Annotated in this window: 17 protein-coding genes; 9 read left to right on the forward strand and 8 right to left on the reverse strand. The window is 33.0% G+C overall.

Features of this window, described 5'->3' with window-relative positions; all coding sequences use genetic code 11:
* Window positions 1-123: 123 nt before the first annotated feature.
* From FEM21_RS15165 to FEM21_RS15190, 6 genes are all read right to left on the reverse strand, one after another.
* Window positions 124-1,056 (reverse strand): UDP-3-O-(3-hydroxymyristoyl)glucosamine N-acyltransferase, encoded by a 933-nt coding sequence (locus FEM21_RS15165; RefSeq protein ID WP_035662212.1) that lies wholly within the window; start codon window positions 1,054-1,056, stop codon window positions 124-126.
* 118 nt (window positions 1,057-1,174) lie between these two features.
* On the reverse strand, window positions 1,175-1,741 hold the full coding sequence (gene efp, locus FEM21_RS15170; RefSeq protein ID WP_035662215.1) for an elongation factor P: 567 nt from the start codon (window positions 1,739-1,741) through the stop codon (window positions 1,175-1,177).
* Between the two features lie 93 nt (window positions 1,742-1,834).
* Window positions 1,835-2,620, reverse strand: a complete 786-nt coding sequence (lpxA, locus tag FEM21_RS15175; RefSeq protein WP_035662218.1) for an acyl-ACP--UDP-N-acetylglucosamine O-acyltransferase — start codon at window positions 2,618-2,620, stop codon at window positions 1,835-1,837.
* A gap of 79 nt (window positions 2,621-2,699) precedes the next feature.
* Complete coding sequence (locus FEM21_RS15180; protein WP_035662219.1) at window positions 2,700-4,091, reverse strand: bifunctional UDP-3-O-[3-hydroxymyristoyl] N-acetylglucosamine deacetylase/3-hydroxyacyl-ACP dehydratase; 1,392 nt, start codon at window positions 4,089-4,091, stop codon at window positions 2,700-2,702.
* Window positions 4,084-5,130, reverse strand: coding sequence for a UDP-3-O-(3-hydroxymyristoyl)glucosamine N-acyltransferase (lpxD, locus tag FEM21_RS15185; RefSeq protein WP_035662222.1), 1,047 nt, complete (start codon window positions 5,128-5,130; stop codon window positions 4,084-4,086). The genes FEM21_RS15180 and lpxD overlap by 8 nt, the downstream gene beginning before the upstream one ends.
* A gap of 39 nt (window positions 5,131-5,169) precedes the next feature.
* Window positions 5,170-6,399: an HD domain-containing protein gene (locus tag FEM21_RS15190; protein ID WP_035662224.1), complete on the reverse strand. Its 1,230-nt coding sequence runs from the start codon at window positions 6,397-6,399 to the stop codon at window positions 5,170-5,172.
* Window positions 6,400-6,608: 209 nt separating this feature from the next.
* On the opposite strand from FEM21_RS15190, the gene FEM21_RS15195 reads away from it, so the two are divergent.
* From FEM21_RS15195 to FEM21_RS15210, 4 genes are read left to right on the forward strand one after another with little or no spacing between them, the layout of a single operon-like run.
* Entirely contained in the window at window positions 6,609-7,109 is a 501-nt protein-coding gene (locus FEM21_RS15195; RefSeq protein ID WP_035662226.1) for a GbsR/MarR family transcriptional regulator, read from the forward strand.
* 32 nt (window positions 7,110-7,141) lie between these two features.
* Window positions 7,142-8,257 carry an efflux RND transporter periplasmic adaptor subunit gene (locus FEM21_RS15200; protein ID WP_035662228.1) on the forward strand — a complete coding sequence of 372 codons (1,116 nt, stop codon included), beginning with the start codon at window positions 7,142-7,144 and terminating at the stop codon, window positions 8,255-8,257.
* A gap of 14 nt (window positions 8,258-8,271) precedes the next feature.
* Window positions 8,272-11,442, forward strand: a complete 3,171-nt coding sequence (locus FEM21_RS15205; RefSeq protein WP_035662230.1) for an efflux RND transporter permease subunit — start codon at window positions 8,272-8,274, stop codon at window positions 11,440-11,442.
* The gene (locus FEM21_RS15210; protein WP_035662232.1) at window positions 11,432-12,832 is read left to right on the forward strand and encodes an efflux transporter outer membrane subunit; all 1,401 of its coding nucleotides are present in this window, start codon (window positions 11,432-11,434) and stop codon (window positions 12,830-12,832) included. The genes FEM21_RS15205 and FEM21_RS15210 overlap by 11 nt, the downstream gene beginning before the upstream one ends.
* A 93-nt stretch (window positions 12,833-12,925) precedes the next feature.
* On the opposite strand, the gene FEM21_RS15215 is transcribed toward FEM21_RS15210, so the two are convergent.
* Window positions 12,926-13,405 (reverse strand): GyrI-like domain-containing protein, encoded by a 480-nt coding sequence (locus FEM21_RS15215; protein ID WP_035662234.1) that lies wholly within the window; start codon window positions 13,403-13,405, stop codon window positions 12,926-12,928.
* Between the two features lie 247 nt (window positions 13,406-13,652).
* Between FEM21_RS15215 and porX the strand changes: the two genes are divergently transcribed.
* The 4 genes from porX (at window position 13,653) to FEM21_RS15235 (ending at window position 17,533) form a co-directional block, all read left to right on the forward strand.
* Window positions 13,653-15,206, forward strand: a complete 1,554-nt coding sequence (porX, locus tag FEM21_RS15220) for a T9SS response regulator signal transducer PorX (RefSeq protein WP_035662240.1) — start codon at window positions 13,653-13,655, stop codon at window positions 15,204-15,206.
* Window positions 15,207-15,294: 88 nt separating this feature from the next.
* The gene (tsaE, locus tag FEM21_RS15225) at window positions 15,295-15,702 is read left to right on the forward strand and encodes a tRNA (adenosine(37)-N6)-threonylcarbamoyltransferase complex ATPase subunit type 1 TsaE (RefSeq protein ID WP_035662244.1); all 408 of its coding nucleotides are present in this window, start codon (window positions 15,295-15,297) and stop codon (window positions 15,700-15,702) included.
* Window positions 15,703-15,920: 218 nt separating this feature from the next.
* The gene (locus FEM21_RS15230) at window positions 15,921-17,120 is read left to right on the forward strand and encodes an alanine dehydrogenase (RefSeq protein WP_035662247.1); all 1,200 of its coding nucleotides are present in this window, start codon (window positions 15,921-15,923) and stop codon (window positions 17,118-17,120) included.
* A 35-nt stretch (window positions 17,121-17,155) separates the two neighbouring features.
* Window positions 17,156-17,533 (forward strand): DUF4258 domain-containing protein, encoded by a 378-nt coding sequence (locus FEM21_RS15235; protein ID WP_035662249.1) that lies wholly within the window; start codon window positions 17,156-17,158, stop codon window positions 17,531-17,533.
* Between the two features lie 100 nt (window positions 17,534-17,633).
* Here the strand turns inward: FEM21_RS15235 and FEM21_RS15240 are convergent, their stop codons facing one another.
* A complete protein-coding gene (locus tag FEM21_RS15240) occupies window positions 17,634-18,299 on the reverse strand; it encodes a uracil-DNA glycosylase (protein WP_035662251.1) in 666 nt (221 codons plus the stop codon).
* A gap of 133 nt (window positions 18,300-18,432) precedes the next feature.
* Between FEM21_RS15240 and FEM21_RS15245 the strand changes: the two genes are divergently transcribed.
* Window positions 18,433-20,598, forward strand: coding sequence for an endonuclease MutS2 (locus tag FEM21_RS15245; RefSeq protein ID WP_035662253.1), 2,166 nt, complete (start codon window positions 18,433-18,435; stop codon window positions 20,596-20,598).
* Window positions 20,599-20,673: the final 75 nt, after the last annotated feature.

Below are 20,673 nucleotides of genomic sequence, written 5' to 3' on the forward strand. Positions count from 1 at the left end.
GGGTTTCGAAATTATTATGAGTGATTTTATTATTAAAAAAAAGATTGATATTTCACTCTTTTTGTTAACCTAATCACAAATCATTGCTTTTAAACAAAATACAATAATTTATTTGGTGTTTTTTTATTGTTTTAATTTATCTAAAATTTCAGGAATCTTTTTGATATTAGCTAATTGCTTTAATTTTTCTCTGGATTCTTGAATTGGCGTACCAAAATAAGTCTTTCCACCAGGAACAGATTTTGTAACACCGGTTTGTCCCATAACAACGGCTTTCCCTCCTATTGTAATTCCGCTGGTTGTACCTACTTGTCCCCAAAGTGTCACTTCGTCTTCAATAATAACACAACCTGCAATTCCGGTTTGAGAAGCAATTAAACATTTTTTTCCAATAACAGTGTCATGACCTACATGAACCTGATTGTCAATTTTTGTTCCTTCTCCAATAGTGGTATCTCCAGTGACCCCTTTATCAATAGTACAAAGAGCTCCAATACCTACATTGTCTTTAATAACTACACGACCTCCTGAAAGTAACTGATCAAAACCATCTGGACGTTTTTTATAATAAAAAGCGTCAGCTCCTAAGATAGTTCCTGCGTGAATAATTACATTATCACCTATTACTGTATGATCGTAAATAGAAACATTAGAATGAATTAGACAGTTTTTTCCAATAACGACATTATTTCCAATAAAAGAATTAGGCTGGATTAGAGTTCCTTCACCAATAACTGCTGTTGGAGCAATAGCTACGTTAGCAAATTGAAAAGGTTTAAAATGACGTGTAAGAATATTGAAATCTCTAAACGGATCTTCTGAAATCAACAGCGCTTTTCCTTCCGGACAATCTACTTTTTTATTGATTAAAACAATAGTTGCCGCCGATTCTAAGGCTTTATCATAATATTTAGGATGATCAACAAAAACAATATCGCCAGCTTCGACAACATGAATTTCGTTCATTCCTAAGACCTCAAAATCTTCATTCCCTACAAATTCACAATTAAGTAAACCTGCGATTTCTTTTAAAGAATGTACCCTGTTAAATTTCATATTTCTTAATTTGATAATATGCCAATTTGAAGATGTACCAATTAAAAAATAAATTGCAAATCTAATATTGCAACAGCATTTTTTAATTGATACATTAATAAATTATCAAATTGATTAATTACTCTTTAACACGCTCCATGTAAGAACCTGAAGCAGTATCAATTTTAATTTTATCACCTTCGTTAATAAACAAAGGAACGTTTACAGTTGCTCCAGTTTCAACAGTTGCTGATTTAGTAGCATTTGTAGCTGTATTTCCTTTTACTCCTGGCTCAGCGTAAGTAACTTCAAGGATAATTGAAGCCGGCATATCTACTGATAAAGGTAAATCAGTTTCAGTGTTAATCTGAACCATTACATTAGTTCCTTCTTTTAATAAATCCGGAGCATCAAGAATACTTTTGTTTAAAGTAATCTGTTCAAAAGTTTCGTTGTTCATAAAGTGAAATTGATCTCCTTCTGCATATAAATATTGGTAAGTATGTGTCTCGACACGTACATCATCAATTTTATGTCCTGCTGAAAATGTATTGTCTAATACTTTTCCAGTTGTTAAACTTTTTAATTTAGTTCTTACGAAAGCAGGTCCTTTTCCTGGTTTTACGTGTAAAAATTCGATAATTTTATAAATATCGTGGTTGTATTTAATACAAAGTCCGTTTCTAATATCTGATGTAGATGCCATTTTATTGTTTATTTGTTAATTCGTTTTTTTGTTAATTCGCTTAGCTGTTTCACCGATTATATCGATTTTACAAATAAACGATTACACTTTACTTTAGTAATTCCCTGAATATCCTTTCATGATTCCACGAGATGAATTTCTAATAAAATCGATAATCTCATCTCTTTCAGGAGTTGCTTCCATTTCAGCTTCAATAATTCCTAAAGCCTGAGTGGTATTATAATTCTTTTGGTATAAAATTCTGTAAATATCCTGAATTTCTCTTATTTTTTCGGTTGCAAAACCTCTTCTTCTTAATCCAACAGAGTTGATACCTACGTAAGACAAAGGCTCTTTGGCTGCTTTAGTATAAGGAGGAACGTCTTTACGAACCAAAGATCCTCCAGAAACCATAGCGTGATCACCAATATTGATAAACTGGTGCACTGCAGCTAAACCACCTAATACAGCGTGTTTCCCTACAATTACGTGACCAGCTAAAAGAACACCGTTTACAATGATAGCATTATCGCCTACAACACAATCGTGAGCAATGTGAGCAGCTGCCATAATTAAACAGTTGTTTCCAATGATAGTTTGACCAGAAGCACTTGTGCCTCTGTTGATAGTTACACATTCTCTAATAGTACAATTGTCTCCAATGATAGCCAATGAATCTTCACCACCAAATTTTAGATCTTGCGGAACCGCCGAAATAACTGCTCCGGGGAAAATATTGCAGTTTTTTCCAATTCTTGCACCTTCCATAATGGTTACATTAGAACCTATCCAGGTACCATCACCTATTACTACATTGTTGTGAATAGTTGTAAAAGGTTCAATAACCACATTTTTGGCGATTTTTGCGCCAGGATGAACATAAGCTAACGGTTGATTCATCTATTTTTTGTTTATATAATTAATTATCTTAATTATTATTTAAAAAAAGCATAGTGACAGTGAGGAACTGTTTTCTATGTTATTGTTGTTTCTTTGCTATTTGAGCCATTAATTCTGCTTCAGCAACTAATTTTCCATTAGCATAAGCATTAGCCTGCATGTGACAAATTCCTCTTCTGATAGGAGTAATCAAATCACATTTAAAAGTTAATGTATCTCCAGGCAATACTTTATGCTTGAATTTTACATTATCAATTTTCATGAAGTAAGTCAAATAATTCTCAGGATCCGGAACTGTACTTAGAACTAAAATTCCACCTGTCTGCGCCATAGCTTCCACAATTAAAACTCCAGGCATAACTGGTGCGTCAGGAAAATGTCCAACGAAGAAATTCTCATTCATCGTAACATTTTTCATGCCAACTACATGACTGTCAGACATTTCAATGATTCTGTCAATCAACAAAAATGGAGGTCTATGAGGCAACATAGCCATGATTTTGTGAATATCCATCAATGGTTCTTGATTCAAATCGTAAACAGGAACATAGTTACGCTGTTCGATTTTAATCATTTTTGCCATCTTTTTAGCAAATTGGGTATTTACAAAATGTCCTGGTTTATTAGCGATAATTTTTCCCTGAATTTTTGTTCCAATTAAAGCCAAATCACCAATTACATCTAATAATTTGTGTCTTGCAGCCTCGTTTGGATAATGTAAAGTCAGGTTATCTAAAATTCCATTTGGTTTAACACTAATAGTTTCTTTATCAAAAGCTACTTTTAAATTTTCCATTGTTGAAGCAGATATTTCTTTGTCTACATAAACAATTGCGTTATTTAAATCGCCACCTTTAATCAAACCATTGTCTAAAAGAGATTCTAATTCGTGTAAGAAACTGAATGTTCTTGAAGATGCGATTTCAGTTTTAAAATCGCCTATATTCTTAAGAGTTGCATTTTGTGTACCTAAAATTTTAGTTCCAAAATCAACCATTGTAGTTACAGTATAATGATCGCTAGGCATTACAAGAATTTCACTTCCGCTAGCTTCGTCAGTAAATGAAATTACTTCTTTTACTACATAAACATTACGGTTAGCAGTTTGTTCTTCAACACCTGCTTCTTCTAAGGCTTCAACAAAATATTTTGAAGAACCATCCATAATAGGAAGTTCTGAAGCATTCAATTCAATGATAACATTATCTAAATCACAACCTACTAAAGCTGCTAAAACATGCTCAGGTGTTTGAATTTTAACTCCTAATTTTTCTAAATTAGTTCCGCGTTGCGTGTTTACAACATAATTTGCATCGGCTTCAATAATTGGATGTCCTTCTAGATCTACCCTAACAAAAGTAAAACCGTTATTTACTGGAGCAGGTTTAAAAGTCATTTTAACTTCCTTACCGGTGTGTAATCCAACTCCCGTTAACGATATTTCTGTTTTGATGGTCTTCTGTTTAACCATTGTTTCCTTGTTTTTGGTTTAATATTTGTTTCTTTAATTCGTCAATTTCTGCGATGATCTTAGGTAAGTTTTTAAAATGAACGTACGATTTACTAAAATCATTATAGCCAAATGTTGGACTTCCCTGTAAGATTTCGTCGTCTTTTATATTTCTGGCAACTCCTGACTGGGCCTGGATTCTAACATTGTTACCAATTATTAAATGGCCTGATATTCCAACCTGACCGCCTATCATTCCGTTTTTACCTATTTTAGTTGAACCTGCAACACCTGTTTGAGCAGCAATTACAGTGTTCTCCCCTATTTCAACATTATGAGCAATTTGAATTTGGTTATCCAATTTTACTCCTTGTCTTATTATTGTAGAACCTAATGTTGCTCTGTCAATTGTAGTACAAGAACCTATTTCTACATTATCTTCAATTACAACATTCCCTATTTGTGGAATCTTTTTATAACTACCGTCAGGATTTGGCGCAAAGCCAAAACCATCAGAACCTATTACTGTTCCCGCATGAATGGTACAGTTATTACCAATTATAGATTCGGAATAAATCTTAGCGCCGGCAAAAATAGTGACATTATTATGAATGACAACATTATCTCCAATAAAACAATTAGGATAAATTTTTACATTGTCACCAATTGTAACATTTGTACCAACATAACTAAAACTGCCTAAATAGAAATTTTCTCCGTATTTGGCATCATTCGAAAGTACCGTATGCGGTTCAATTCCTTGCTTGCTCGCTTTTCTAGCCTGATCGTAAAATTCCAGCAATTTCGAAAAAGCTAAATAGGCATCTTCAACCTTAATTAATGTAGTATTTAAATCTGATTCCGGGATGAAGCTTTTGTTTACAATAGTAATTGTAGCTTCTGTGGTATAAATGAAGTTGTTGTATTTAGGATTGGATAAAAAAGTCAACGAGCCTACTTTTCCCTCCTCTATTTTAGAAAGTTCAGAAACTTCAGCCAAAGGATTCCCTACGACTTCGCCTTCTAAAACACCCGCTATTTGTTCTGCTGTAAATTTCATTCCGACAAAAATATAAAAAAATAGATTTTAAAAATGTATTTATATCAGTTGTTTTGGGAAACAGATATAATATTTAGTCACCGATTTTGATAAAGACTTTAAATTCAACTGATCGGAAGATTCTATAACATCTTCTACTGTCTTATCTTTTTTCAAAATTCGTATAGGCTCGGCTTCTTTATCATAGGCCTGATTCTTGATTTTTCCTTTAAAAATAAAATAATTAGTATCGGCTATGCTAATGTTATTTTCTTGTGCAAAACGTTCTTTTAAAGGATTCAAATCTTCAATAGCGACTTTTTCACTGGTTAGTTTTATTTTCAATAAATCTCTGTTGATGATCATTTTACTCAAAGAGGATAAAATAAAATCTTCATGTTTTTGCCAAGATTTTATAGCGCTAATAATATCAAAATCATCCAGTTGAGAAAATAAATCTAAAGTATTAGTATCAAAAGCTTCTAAAGCAATTTTATTTTGCATAAAAAACTGCAAAGGTTCGCTACTTGGTAAAACAACGCCTTTTAAAGTCAATTCTTTAGCGCGCTTTAAAATTCTTGTCAGAATCAATTCGCCTACTAAACTGGTTTTATGTAAATAAGCCTGCCAATACATTAATCGGCGGGACATTAAAAACTTTTCGACCGAATAAATTCCTTTTTCTTCAATAACTAAAAAGTCATCTTCTACATTCATCATTTGGATCAAACGTTCTGAATTCACGTTTCCTTCGGCTACTCCCGAATAAAAACTATCGCGTTTTAAATAATCCATTCGATCCATATCCAGCTGACTCGAAATTAACTGCAGCATGAATTTTCGATGATAATCTCCTTCAAAAATTTTAATTGCTAAACTCAGTTTTCCGTTGAATTCTTCATTTAACTTCTTCATGAATAGCAATGAAATTTCTTCATGATGCACATCTTCAACAATACTTTTTTCCATAGCATGCGAAAATGGTCCGTGACCAATATCGTGCAATAAAATAGCAATATAAAGTGCATTTTCTTCTTCTTCAGAAATCAAAACCTCTTTAAAACGTAATACATCAACTGCTTTTTGCATTAAATGCATACAGCCTAAGGCGTGATGAAAACGCGTATGATTTGCTCCTGGATAGACTAAATAAGAAAGCCCCATTTGAGAAATGCGTCTTAACCGCTGAAAATAAGGATGCTGAATTAAGTCGTAAATTAAAGCATTAGGAATACTAATAAACCCATAAATAGGGTCATTGAATATTTTAAGTTTATTGATTTGAGCCACTCCGAGGTTAATTTTGGTGAACAAATATAAATAAATTAGCTTTTAAAATTAGCATTTTCATTTCTAATTACTGATTTAGAAAATAAGCTATTCTTGCTATTTCATTGGTTCTTAAAGCAGTAATTTAAAAAGAAAGTTAAAAAAAAGTAAATTTAGTTCACTTAGTTCGGTGTTTTACGAACTAACACTATCTTTGCAAAAAAATTACCATGGAAACTATTCAAAAAGAACGGGAAGAACTTATTGAAATGTTTGGAATTTATTTCGAATCATTATACAATATCTCACCGCTTGCTTCACGAATTTTGGGTACTTTAATAGTTGAAGGCTGTAAATCAGGACTAACTTTTGAAAGCTTAGTAGAAAAATTATCTGCCAGTAAAAGTTCTATTTCTACCAATTTGAATTTACTGCTAAAGATGGAAAAAATTAGCTACTTCACAATTGCAGGTGACCGGAAAAAGTATTTTAAAGCTGCTCCTATTAGCGACCGATTAAAAAATTATCAAAAACTACTTAAATCAGAAGATTTTATTCTTGATAAAATGATGATTTATAGAGAAAAGACTGCTTCATGTCCTGCTGAGAGATGTAATTTAGAAAATTTAAAAGCTTATAAGCAACATTTACTTGCTGTAGAAAAACTAGTAACTCACACTATTTCAGAATTCAAGGAAATAGAAACAACAAACAATCTTAATAATCAATAAGTATTTACATAAAATCTAACAAATATTCCAAAATGAAAAAAAAATATTTTATCGGTGCACTATTACTATCACTAGGCTTATTCTCCTGTAAAAAAGAAGAAACGAAAACAGCTCTACCTGTGATGCCTTACAAAGTGATTGCAATTGATAAATCTAACACTACTTTATTAGCCGAATATCCTGCCACTTTAGAGGGGGTTACAGATATTGACATTCGTGCCAAAGTTGACGGTTATATTGAAAAAATATATGTTCAGGAAGGTCAGGAGGTAAAAAAAGGACAATTACTTTTTAAATTAGAAACACAAACTGCAGATCAGGAAGCAAGCGCAGCCAAAGCAAAAGTTACTGCTGCTCAGGTAGAAGTAAATCGTTTAAAGCCATTAGTTGAACGCAATATTATTAGTGATGTACAATTAGAAACAGCCAAAGCTAATTTAGCAAGTGCTAAAAGTACTTACCAAAGTATTATTGAAAAAATTAACTACGCTTCTATTAAAAGCCCTGTTAATGGAATTGTTGGAACATTACCTTTAAGATTAGGTAGTTATGTAAGTAGCCAGACTGCTGAACCATTAACCCGTATTTCAGATGTAAGCACTATTTATGCTTATTTTTCTATGAATGAAAAACAACAATTAGATATTACAATGAACTCTGCCGGGAAAACATTTCAGGAGAAAATTGCTCAAATGCCTAATGTAAATTTAATTCTAAGCAACGGAATGGAATATGATCAAAAAGGTAAAATTGAAACTTTTAGTGGTCAGGCAAATACACAAACAGGTTCATTTAACGTAAGAGCTCGTTTTTCTAATGCTAATAAATTACTGCGTTCAGGCGGTACAGGAATCGTTAAAATTCCAACTAACTTACAAGATGTAATTATAATTCCTCAAAATGCAACATTAGAAATGCAAGACAAAAGAATTGTTCTTAGCTATGATAAAGACAATAAAGTTGTTGCCAAACCTGTAGAAGTTCGTGAGGTTCCTGGAGGAAAATTTTATGTGGTAGACAAAGGTTTAAATGTTGATGATAACATTTTAATTGAAGGAATCGGAATCATTTCTGAAGGAACTAAAATCAAACCTGAACTTGTAGCTAATCCTGTATTGGCAAATTTACACTCAAAAGAAATTAAGTAATAAAATAACACCCTATGTTTTCAAAATTCATTGACAGACCCGTATTGTCAACGGTGATTTCTATTATCATCGTTATTCTGGGTGTATTGGGATTAATATCACTTCCCGTTTCACAATATCCGGAAATTGCTCCTCCTACTGTTACCGTTTCGGCTAACTATCAAGGAGCTAGTGCCGAAGTAGTAATGAACTCCGTTGTAATTCCGCTGGAAGAACAAATCAATGGTGTTGAAGATATGACTTACATGACTTCAACTTCTAATAATGACGGTTCAGCAACCATCAATATTTATTTCAAATTAGGAACAAATCCTGATATGGCTGCGGTAAACGTTCAAAACCGTGTATCACGTGCTACACCTCTTTTACCTCAGGAAGTTACCAAAGCAGGGGTTACGACAGCCAAAAGACAAAGTGATAACATTTTGATTTTCTCTCTTTATAGTGAAAATCCAAATTTTGATATGACCTTCCTTCAAAATTATGCCAACATCAACATTGTTCCTAAACTTAAAAGGGTTTCTGGAGTTGGTGAAGCCATGATTTTTGGTCAAAAAGATTACTCAATGCGTATTTGGTTAAAACCAGACGTAATGGGAGCTTACGGATTAGTTCCTGCTGATATCAATGCTTTACTAGCTGAACAAAATATTGAAGCAGCTCCAGGGCAATTGGGTGAAAGCAGTGATCACTCTTTTCAATATATCTTAAAATACAAAGGTCGTTTACAAACAACAAAGGAGTTTGAAGAAATTATTGTTCGTTCTACTCCAAATGGTGAGGTTCTTAAATTAGGCGATGTTGCCCGAATTGAATTAGGAGCAATCAATTATGCCAGTAATACATTGACTAACGGTCACGAATCTGTAGCAATTGCCATCGCTCAAACCGCTGGTTCTAATGCTCAGGAAGTAATTGAACATTCCTTAAAAGTACTTGACGAATCATCGGTGAATTTTCCAAAAGGAGTAAAATATACTACTTTGATTAATGCTAATGATTTCTTAGATGAATCTATTTCTAAAGTAATTCACACTTTAATTGAAGCTTTTATTTTAGTATTTGTCGTGGTTTTTGTCTTCTTACAAGATTGGAGATCTACGCTTATTCCGGCAATTTCTGTTCCGGTGGCAATCGTTGGTACCTTCTTTTTCTTGAGTATGTTTGGGTTTACTATCAACTTATTGACACTTTTTGCATTAGTATTAGCTGTAGGTATTGTGGTAGATGATGCGATTGTGGTAGTTGAGGCAGTCCATGCAAAAATGGAAGCTGGTGAACACAATCCTAAAAAAGCAGCTCATAGCGCGATGAATGATATTAGTAGCGCAATTATTTCCATCACATTAGTAATGGCGGCGGTATTTATTCCCGTTTCTTTTATTAGTGGTTCATCGGGAGTATTTTATAAACAATTTGGTTTAACATTAGCCGTTTCTATTGTTTTATCAGCTATTAATGCCTTGACTTTATCACCAGCATTATGTGCTATTTTCTTAAAAGAACACGATAAAAATGCTCCTAAAAGAGGATTTTTAGACCGTTTTTACACAGCTTTCAACACTGGATTTGATGCTACAACAGCAAAATATAAAAAGTCAGTTGAGTTTTTCGTTAATAGAAAGTGGCTAGCCTTCTTAGGAATTGCCATTTTTACTGGAATTTTTATTTTATTAATAAATATTACACCAAAAGCTTTCGTTCCTAATGAAGATACAGGATCTATCATGTCTGATATTTCATTAGCTCCGGGAACTTCTTTAAAAAGAACTGAAGAAGTTTTATTAGAGGTACAAAATAAATTAAATGACATTCCAGAAATCCAAGAAGTTTTACGTATTTCTGGTCGTAGTATGCTTAGTGGTACCGGTAATAACTACGGAATGGTTATCGTAAAACTAAAACCTTGGGCGGAACGTAAAGAAAAAACATCTGAAATTTCGGCAGTAGTTCAAGAACTATTTAAGCGTACAGCGACTATTAAAGACGCAAAAGTTTTATTCTTTGCTCGTCCTACTCTGTCTGGTTTTGGTTACGCAAATGGTTTTGAAATGCAATTACAAGATCAAAAAGGAGGTTCTATTCAGGAATTTAGTAAAGTAAGTAATGATTTCTTGGCTGCCGTAAATAGTCGCCCAGAAATTCAATATGCTTCCACATCATTTTCGCCTAATTACCCTCAATATCGAATTGATTTGAATGTTCCTGCTATCAAAAAATCAGGACTTACAGTAACCGATGTTTTAGGAACTTTACAAGGATATTACGGAGGAGTATATTCGTCTAACTTTAATAAATTCGGAAAACAATTCCGTGTAATTTATCAGGCAGAACCTATTTTTAGAACAGATCCCGGATCACTAAACACAGTTTTAGTTAGAAACAGTTCAGGTAAAATGGCTCCTATTTCGCAATTTGTGAAATTAGAAAAAGTTTTTGGACCACAAGCAATTGAACGATTTAACTTATTTACATCTGTAAAAATCACTGGAGCACCAAATCCTGGATTCAGTTCTGGTGATGCTATTAAAGCTGTTCAAGAAGTGGCAGCCGAAAAATTACCTTTAGGTTACGGGTATGAATTTTCAGGATTAACTCGTGAAGAGATTAGTGCCGGAGGACAAACGATCTTTATTTTTATATTATGTATTGTGTTTGTTTATTTCTTATTATCAGCACAATATGAAAGTTATGTATTGCCAATTGCCGTTTTATTATCCTTACCAATTGGTTTAGCAGGAGCTTATATTTTTGCACTTATCTTTGGAGTAACCAATAATATCTATCTCCAAATTACGCTTATCATGCTTATTGGATTATTAGCCAAAAATGCCATTTTGATTGTAGAATTCTCAGCCGACGCTCGACGCAAAGGATTAAGTATAACACAAGCCGCTATTCAAGGTGCTGTTGCTCGTTTACGACCAATTTTAATGACATCATTCGCATTTATATTAGGATTATTGCCATTAATGCTGGCACAGGGTGCTGGAGCTGTAGGGAACAAAGCAATTGGAACCGGAGCCATTGGAGGAATGTTAATAGGAACTATTTTGGGTGTTTTTGTAATTCCTATATTGTTCATTGTTTTCCAAAATTTACAGGAAAAAATTTCTACAAAACCACTTCCAATTGAAAATCAGGAGTCAGATGTTACTTTTTTAGACCACGAAAATGAAAAATAAAATATATAAAATTACCTTATTTGCAATAACAGCAACCTTGTTACAATCTTGTTTTGTTGCGAAAGAATACAAAAGACCTGAATTAAAAACAGAAGATTTGTATCGAAATGAAGTAATGGCAACTGATACCATTTCATTAGCCAATACCGCCTGGGATAAAATGTTTACTGATCCTATTTTGCAATCCTATATCAAAAAAGGTTTAGAAAACAATTTAGACATTCGAATTGCCATGCAAAACCTTGCAGCTGCCGAAGCAACTATGAAACAAGGAAAAGCAGGCTATTTCCCTACACTATCTGTTGGTGCCGACTGGACGCATCAGGAATTATCAAAGAATAGCCAGATTGGAGCTATTGTAAGAAACCGAAGCACAGATCAGTACCAATTAACTGGAAGTTTATCCTGGGAAGCTGATATTTGGGGAAAAATCAGAAGTAATAAACGTGCTGCTAATGCTGCTTATTTGCAAACAACAGCAGCTAATCAGGCTATTAAAACCCAATTAATAGCTTCGCTTGCTACGACCTATTACCAATTAATGTCGCTTGATGCTCAAATAAAAGTAGCCGAAGCCACATTAGTAAACAGGGATAAAAGTATTGAAACAATCCAACAGCTTAAAAAAGCCGGAAATGTTACTGAAGTTGGAGTAAAACAAACAGAAGCTCAAAAATATACAACTGAGTTAATTATTGCCGATTTAAAAAACAATACCATTTTATTAGAAAATACCCTGAATATTCTTTTAGGAGAAGCTTCTAAAAAAATAGACAGAAGTACTTTAGAATCTCAAAAATTACAGCCACAAATTACGCTTGGTGTTCCTACAGGTTTATTGAGAAACAGACCCGATGTAATTGCTGCTGAGTACAATCTGATCAACAATTTTGAAATGACTAATGTAGCTAAAAGCGGATTTTATCCTTCGCTAAAAATCACAGCTACAGGTGGATTACAAAGTATTGATTTAAAAGAATGGTTTAGCGCTAATTCTATTTTTGCCAATGCAATTACAGGTTTAACACAACCGCTTTTTAATCAAAGGCAAATAAAAACCAAATATGAAGTAGCCAAAGCCAATCAGGAAAAAGCTTATATTCAGTTTGAACAATCATTACTTACAGCAGGAAAAGAAGTTTCTGATGCATTAGCACAATACAATAATGAAACCTACAAAATTAGTGTTCGCGAAAAACAAGTAGATGCACTTAAAAAAGCATCTGACTTTTCAGATGAATTATTGACTTACGGTTTGGCTAATTATCTGGAAGTTTTAACAGCTAAAGATGCTGCTTTAAATGCCGAACTAAATTTAGTGGACAACAAATTCCAACAATACAAAGCCATTATTCAATTGTACAAAGCCCTTGGCGGAGGATGGCAATAAGATTAATTCTCGTACCAGAATTAAATTAGGTTATATATTCAAAAAGCCATCTTGTTCTAAAAAACGAGATGGCTTTTTCTTTTGGCTTTAAGATTATTTTAATCGAATGGGAATCCAGATTTCTTCTTCTGAATCAGGGTCACCTTTTTTATATTTCTCTCCTAAAATTTCAAAATGTGGTCTGTCATCTACTACATAAGATGAATTGGGTATCCAATCTTTGAAAATATATTCAAAAAAAGCAGCTGCATCACTTCCATCGCCTTTGTAATCAAAAACAGCATACCAACCATTAGGAATTACTAAGGAATTCATACCGTCAGGAATATTTTCAAAATCAGTAACTTCAACTGCTACCCACTTTTCAAATTCAGTATTAGGATTAAAATTTTCCCAAAAACCTTCTAAAAATTGTTGAATCGAAAATAAATCAGTACTTATCGCATTCACAATTTCTTTTTTTCTAGGCATAAAATGTTGCCAAAGTGGAACAGGATTATAAGTAGCATAATTCATGCTTTGTTTACAGCCAATTATTTTTTTCTCTGTAAATGCGGTGATTTTTGGTTTCATTTATCGTTCTTTTAAAAGCGGTTCTCTATAATTAAAATTAGCTAAAAAAATGATTAATTCTCACTAGGTTAATTTAAAATTAAAATTATACTTTACCAACTAAGAACTAAAGACTAAGTACTTTTTACTAATTACTAAGGAGCTAAATTTTATCAAAATATTAGCAACTTGGCTTCTATAAAATCTTTAATTTGCACAATGTACTAACGTTTTTAACGTTCAGGAATAATTAAAATTGACACACTATATGGACAAAATAAAAATACTTTGGGTTGATGATGAGATTGATTATCTAAAACCACACATTCTTTTTTTAGAGAAAAAAAATTATGAAGTTACGACCTGTAATAATGGTCTTGACGCTATAGAAATATTCGAAAACGAAAATTTTGACATTGTTTTCTTAGACGAAAATATGCCTGGAATGAGCGGTTTAGAAACTTTGTCAGAAATGAAAGAGAAAAAAAGTGCCATTCCGATGATTATGATTACCAAAAGCGAGGAAGAATATATCATGGAGGAAGCCATTGGTTCGAAAATTGCCGATTACCTGATAAAACCGGTAAATCCTAACCAAATTCTGTTGAGTTTAAAGAAAAACCTAGATAATTCGAAGTTGATTTCTCAAAAAACGACTTTAGATTACCAAAAGGAATTTCACAAAATTTCGATGGAAATGGGCATGGTCAACAGCTATGAAGACTGGGTTGAATTGTATAAAAAACTCTTGTTTTGGGAATTGCAACTAGAAGATATCAATGATCAAAGTATGATTGAAATCTTAGAATCGCAAAAAGTAGAAGCTAATTCACAGTTTGGAAAATTCATCGAACGTAATTACGAAGACTGGTTTGAACCAAAAGCAGATAAACCGATTCAGTCACATACTTTATTCAAAGAATTAGTAGTTCCTGAATTGAAGAAAAAAGAAAAACCGGTATTGTTTGTTGTTGTTGATAATTTGCGTTACGATCAATGGAAAGCTTTTGAAAATGTCGTAGCTGATTATTATAAATTAGAAAAAGAAGTGCCCTACTACTCTATTCTGCCTACGGCAACTCAATATGCCAGAAATGCTATTTTCTCAGGTTTATTACCAGCTGAAATGGAAAAAAAACATCCTGATTTATGGAAAAATGATCCTGACGAAGGTGGAAAAAACTTATTTGAAGCCGAATTTCTTGAAGCTCAATTAAAACGTTTAAACCTAAACATTAAATCGGATTATTTTAAGATTACCAATTTAGCTTCAGGTAAAAAACTGGTCGAAAGTTTCAGAGCATTGAAAGATAACGATTTGGTTACCGTGGTCTATAATTTTGTAGATATGCTTTCGCATGCCAAAACTGAAATGGATGTGGTAAAAGAACTCGCTGCCGATGATAAAGCCTACCGTTCATTAACATTGAGCTGGTTTAAAAATTCTCCTTTGTTAGAAATCATTCAACAAGCGCAAAAACTAGGTTTTAAATTGATTTTGACTACAGATCACGGAACCATCAATGTTAAAAATCCTTCAAAAGTTGTTGGTGATAAAAATACAAGCTTGAATTTACGTTACAAAACAGGCCGCAGTCTTACGTATGAAAGTAAAGATGTTTATGCTGTAAAAGATCCGAAAAAAATTGGCTTACCGGCAATTAATATGAGTAGTTCTTTTATTTTTGCAAAAAATGATTTGTTTCTGGCTTATGTCAACAACTACAATCATTATGTGAGTTATTATAAAAATACCTATCAACATGGAGGAATTTCTCTTGAGGAAATGATTGTTCCGTGTTTGATTTTTAATCCTAAATAGTGACTTAGTCCTTAGTCCACAGTCCTTAGTTCTATTTCAATTCTAAGGACTAAAAACTAGGTACTAAGGACTATAATAAACTAAAAACATGGAAATCACTTTTTCATTAGACGAAATAAACAATGTTGCCGAATTAATTGTAGCTGCAAAGCCTAATAAAGTCATACTTTTTAATGGCGAAATGGGCGCAGGAAAAACGACTTTTATTAAGCAATTGTGTAAAACTCTGGGTGTAACCGAAGCGACCAGCAGTCCGACTTTTTCTTTAGTTAACGAATACCAAACTACAAATAATCAGATAGTTTATCATTTTGATTTTTATCGTTTAAAAAAAGAAACTGAAGCGCTGGATATGGGGGTTGACGATTATTTGTATTCCGGAAATTGGTGTTTTATCGAATGGGCCGAAAATATTGCCAGTCTTATTCCCGAAGCACATTCAACCATTAGCATTGAAGTTTTAGCTGATGGAAAACGACTTTTGAAATTGAACTAATTTTTTAAACAAAATGAAGTAAAAAATAAAACATTAATTACTGAATAGTAGTGTTTTATATAATTATTATCCCGAAATTACTTCTTAATAAAAGTAGTAAAATCAGCTAAAAAGAAGTTTTACCGTAAAAAATCAATCCTTTTAAATTTTTATCAGAATATAAAACTTCTTTTTTTAATCTTTTTGTGTAATTTTACTCTTTAATTCTACAAAAAAAGATGTCAATATCAATAACTCCATTTACAAAACAACAGTTACTGCCTCAGGAAGAGAAGCTGGAAGTAGCTAGAAAAAAAGGTGAACTATTTATTGGTATTCCTAAAGAAACTAGCTATCAGGAACGTCGTATTTGTTTAACGCCAGATGCTGTAAGTTCCTTAGTATGTCATGGTCATCGTGTAATGATAGAATCAGGTGCCGGAGAAAATGCCAGTTATTCAGATAAAGAATATTCTGAAGCAGGTGCCGAAGTAACTAAAGATACCCAAAAAGTTTTTAGTTGTCCAATGATTCTAAAAGTAGAACCACCTACGGTAGCCGAAATCAAAATGATGAACAATCAGGCGATTCTTATTTCGGCAATTCAGTTAAAAACAAAGAAAAGAGAATTTTTTGAAGCCTTAACTAAGAAAAAAATTACAGCTCTTGCTTTCGAATATATCAAAGATGTTGATGAAACTTATCCTATTGTAAAATCGTTAAGCGAAATTGCTGGAACGGCTTCTATCTTAATTGCTGCTGAATTAATGATTGCTAATGCAAACGGAAAAGGACTTTTATTCGGGAATATAACAGGCGTACCTCCTACTGAAGTTGTTATTCTTGGTGCAGGAACTGCTGGTGAATTTGCTGCAAAAGCTGCTATTGGTTTAGGAGCAAATATTAAAGTTTTCGATAATTCCATTACTAAATTAAGACGACTGCAAAATAGTTTGAACCAGGCTGTTTTTACATCAACTATTCAACCTAAAGCCTTATTAAAAGCTCTAAGACGTTGTGATGTAGCTATTGGAGCCATGCGTGGTTTAGAACGCTGCCCAATTGTAGTGACCGAAACTATGGTTGAACACATGAAAAAAGGTGCTGTAATTGTTGATGTGAGTATTGATACAGGAGGTTGTTTTGAAACCTCAGAAGTAACCACTCATGAAAAACCTACTTTTATAAAAAGTGATATTCTTCACTATTGTGTTCCCAATATTCCTTCCCGTTATTCTAAAACGGCTTCACTTTCTATCAGTAATATTATTACTCCCTATCTATTAAAAATTGCCGAAGATGGCGGTATCGAAAGTGCTATTCGATGCGATAAAGGTTTGAAAAATGGTATTTATACTTACCACGGAATTCTTACTAACAGAGCCATAGGCGACTGGTTTGATTTACCTAACAACGACATTAATTTAATTGTGTTTTAAGTAAACTTTGAACTACCTTTGCAAAAAAATAATTCATGAAATTTGTACAACGTTTTTCCTATTATTTAATAGGCTTAGTATTGGGTTGCTTTGTTGTGGCTCTTGTTTTTAGCGGAAAAGACACTCGCTGTAATTATTTTCCAAATGCCCGAGTTTTAAACGATCTTAGAAATAAACCGTTTGAATATTCAGCAAAAGCTACACAGGTTTTAAATGAAAAATGGGTCACTATTGCAGATGTAAAAAACACATTGGAATTTGGAGATGTAGATTTTGACAAAAGCGACACCGAATTTGGTAAAAAAACTAAGCTTTACGTTATTGAAGGGAAAACGGCTCAAAATGTCGCAATAATTCTAACGGTAAAAAACGAAGAAGGTAAAGCTACTCTGGAGAATATTATTAAGAAATAAAAACGCTTTAATTGACCGCAAATTCGCAAATTAAAATCTTATATTAACAATTTTAATTTGCGAATTTGCGGTTTATTTTTTTTATAACTATTTAAAAAAATCACCAGTTAATCTCAGTCATTTTTTGTTCTCTCAAATACTTATTAGTTTGGCTAAAATGTTTGTTCCCAAACCAAAAACCTCTGTTAGCACTTAATGGCGAAGGATGTCCTGATTTTAATACATGATGTTTTTTAGCATCAATTAAAGCTGCTTTCTTTTGTGCAAATCCGCCCCAAAGCAAAAACACAACTTTTTCTGATTCATCAGAAATCTTTTTAATAACAGCATCGGTAAACTTTTCCCAGCCTTTTCCCTGGTGACTTCCAGCTTCAGATTGTCTAACGGTTAAAGTAGCGTTTAGTAAAAAAACACCCTGATCAGCCCAGCGTTCTAAATTTCCGGTTTTAGGTAATGGTTTACCCAAATCGGTTTCAATTTCTCTAAAAATATTATATAAAGATGGAGGAAAAGGAATGCCATCGTTTACCGAAAAACACAAACCATTCGCCTGATTAGGTCCGTGATAAGGATCCTGACCAATGATTACCACTTTTACCTGATCAAAATGACAATGATCAAAAGCGGAGAAAATCTGACTTCCTTTTGGATAACAAACCTTTGTAGTATATTCTGTTTTTACAAAATCAATTAATTCTTTGAAATAAGGTTTTTCAAATTCTTCATTTAAAACAAATTTCCAGGAATCATGCATTTTAACATCCATATTTTTTTTAGGCTAATTTCAGGATTTTTTTATTGAAATCATATTCTCTTGCTAATAAAAATCAGATACAAACTTTAGCGTTTTCAATAGTACTATTTTTTGTATTTTTGTGCTACTTTCTTAAAGAAATTAAATGATCAGTATTACCGAAAAAACATTACAAGACCTTCAGTTTCCGACAATTCTAGAAACCATTTCTGAGATTTGTAATACCGAAATTGGAAAAGAAAAAGCACTAAAAATCACACCTTTTAGAGATAAAGAAAGTCTGATGCAGGCTTTGAAACAAACCTCTGAATATATTTCTTCATTTCAAAACAATAATGCGATTCCTAATCACAGTTTTGATGCGATTACTCACGAAATAAAATTTCTGGCTATTGAAGATAGCTTTCTTGAAGTAGGCAGTTTTAGAAAAATAGCCACTTTGTCTTCGACGGTTAATTTCCTGTTGAATTTTTTAAGAAAATTTGATGATTATTATCCAAATATCAATGCCAGAGCTTCCAGAGTCGAATTAACAAAGGAAATTGTAACGCTTATTGATACGGTAGTTGATAAATATGGCGAGATAAAAGACAATGCCTCTCCTGCTCTATCAGATATTCGCAAAAGTATGAATTTGGTTCGCGGAAAAGTCAACCAAAGTTTTGGAATTGCTTTAACGCAATATAACGGATTAGGTTATCTGGATGATATTAAAGAAAGTTTTGTACAAAACAGGCGTGTTTTGGCTGTATTATCAATGTACCGACGAAAAGTAAGAGGAACTATTTTAGGCAGTTCGAAAACAGGAAGTATTGCTTATATCGAACCTGAAATGACGCTGAAATATTCCAGAGAATTAAGCAATTTAGAATACGAAGAAAAAGAAGAAATTACCCGCATTTTAAAACAGTTATCGAATGCTATTCGTCCGTTTTTAGACTTATTGAAAGAATATCAGGATTTTTTAAGTGATATTGATGTGATTGCTGCTAAAGCAAAATACGCCGACAGAATCAACGGAATTTTGCCTAATATCACCGAAAAACGCCGATTATATTTTAGAGAAGCCTTTCATCCTATTTTGTATTTGACCAATAAGCAAAAAAAGGAAGTTACCTATCCGCAAACTATAGAATTACAGCAGGAAAACCGAATTATTGTCATTTCGGGGCCTAATGCCGGAGGAAAAACCATTTCGTTAAAAACAGTGGGGTTACTCCAATTAATGTTACAATCAGGAATGTTAATTCCGGTTCACGAACGCTCAGAAACTTTTTTATTCGACAGGATTTTAACAGATATTGGAGACAACCAATCTATTGAAAATCATTTGAGTACTTATAGTTACCGATTAAAGAACATGAACTACTTTCTCAAGAAGTGTAACAGTAAGACAATGTTCCTGATTGATGAATTTGGTACAGGTTCTGATCCTGAATTAGGAGGTGCTTTGGCTGAAATTTTCCTAGAAGAATTCTATCACAGGGAAGCTTTTGGAATCATCACTACCCATTATTCGAATTTAAAAATTCTGGCTAACGAATTGCCTTTTGCTACTAATGCCAACATGCTATTTGACGAAAAATCATTAGAACCCATGTATAAATTGGTCTTGGGACAGGCAGGAAGTTCGTTTACTTTTGAAGTAGCTCAGAAAAACGGAATTCCGTTTGGCCTAATCAATCGTGCCAAAAAGAAAATTGAAGTGGGTAAAGTTCGTTTTGATAAAACTATAGCCAACTTACAAAAAGAACGTTCTAAGCTTGAAAAAACTTCTCAAAACCTGAAAGAAGAAGAAACCAGAGCGCGTGAAGAAGGAAAAAAAATGGAAAATATCAATGTAAAAATCAAACAAAAACTGGAAAGCTATCAGGAATTGTACGACAGCAACCAAAAGACGATTTACATTGGTCAAAAAATAGAAGATATTGCCGAAAAATATTTCAATAATAAAAATAAAAAAGAGCTTATTGGTGAATTTTTGAAAATAGTTGAAATCGAAAATTCGAAACGTAAAAAAGCAACTCCAAAAGAAAATAAAGCTATAATTGCTAAGAAAAAAGAAATTATTGAAGAAGTAAAAGTTCAGGTTGAGGAAATTAGACAGGAAAAGAAAGAAAAGAAGCTAAAACCTGTTATTGAAAAACCAAAACCTGTTCTAAAAGTAGGTGATCGTGTGCGAATGTTAGATGGAAAAGCCGTGGGAAGCATTGATGCCATTGAAAAAAACAAAGCAACAGTGAATTATGGTTTGTTTACTTCTAAGGTAAGTTTGGACGAATTAGATTTGGTGGAAGCTGTGAAAAAGTAATCAGTTTGCAGAATGCAAAAAGTAGCTCACTTTAAACATAAAGTATTTACGCAATTTTGTCATCCTATGTTTGCA

Source organism: Flavobacterium seoulense (assembly GCF_000695795.1).
GTDB lineage: Bacteria > Bacteroidota > Bacteroidia > Flavobacteriales > Flavobacteriaceae > Flavobacterium > Flavobacterium seoulense.

Bases quoted from the DNA above. Each gene is read 5' to 3' on its own strand.
- FEM21_RS15165 (WP_035662212.1), bottom strand. From the start codon at position 1,056: ATGAAATTTAACAGGGTACATTCTTTAAAAGAAATCGCAGGTTTACTT.
- tsaE (WP_035662244.1), top strand. From the start codon at position 15,295: ATGGAAATCACTTTTTCATTAGACGAAATAAACAATGTTGCCGAATTA.
- FEM21_RS15245 (WP_035662253.1), top strand. From the start codon at position 18,433: ATGATCAGTATTACCGAAAAAACATTACAAGACCTTCAGTTTCCGACA.
- FEM21_RS15200 (WP_035662228.1), top strand. From the start codon at position 7,142: ATGAAAAAAAAATATTTTATCGGTGCACTATTACTATCACTAGGCTTA.
- FEM21_RS15180 (WP_035662219.1), bottom strand. From the start codon at position 4,091: ATGGTTAAACAGAAGACCATCAAAACAGAAATATCGTTAACGGGAGTT.
- FEM21_RS15230 (WP_035662247.1), top strand. From the start codon at position 15,921: ATGTCAATATCAATAACTCCATTTACAAAACAACAGTTACTGCCTCAG.
- porX (WP_035662240.1), top strand. From the start codon at position 13,653: ATGGACAAAATAAAAATACTTTGGGTTGATGATGAGATTGATTATCTA.
- FEM21_RS15215 (WP_035662234.1), bottom strand. From the start codon at position 13,405: ATGAAACCAAAAATCACCGCATTTACAGAGAAAAAAATAATTGGCTGT.
- FEM21_RS15235 (WP_035662249.1), top strand. From the start codon at position 17,156: ATGAAATTTGTACAACGTTTTTCCTATTATTTAATAGGCTTAGTATTG.
- FEM21_RS15210 (WP_035662232.1), top strand. From the start codon at position 11,432: ATGAAAAATAAAATATATAAAATTACCTTATTTGCAATAACAGCAACC.
- lpxD (WP_035662222.1), bottom strand. From the start codon at position 5,130: ATGAAATTTACAGCAGAACAAATAGCGGGTGTTTTAGAAGGCGAAGTC.
- lpxA (WP_035662218.1), bottom strand. From the start codon at position 2,620: ATGAATCAACCGTTAGCTTATGTTCATCCTGGCGCAAAAATCGCCAAA.
- efp (WP_035662215.1), bottom strand. From the start codon at position 1,741: ATGGCATCTACATCAGATATTAGAAACGGACTTTGTATTAAATACAAC.
- FEM21_RS15240 (WP_035662251.1), bottom strand. From the start codon at position 18,299: ATGGATGTTAAAATGCATGATTCCTGGAAATTTGTTTTAAATGAAGAA.
- FEM21_RS15205 (WP_035662230.1), top strand. From the start codon at position 8,272: ATGTTTTCAAAATTCATTGACAGACCCGTATTGTCAACGGTGATTTCT.
- FEM21_RS15195 (WP_035662226.1), top strand. From the start codon at position 6,609: ATGGAAACTATTCAAAAAGAACGGGAAGAACTTATTGAAATGTTTGGA.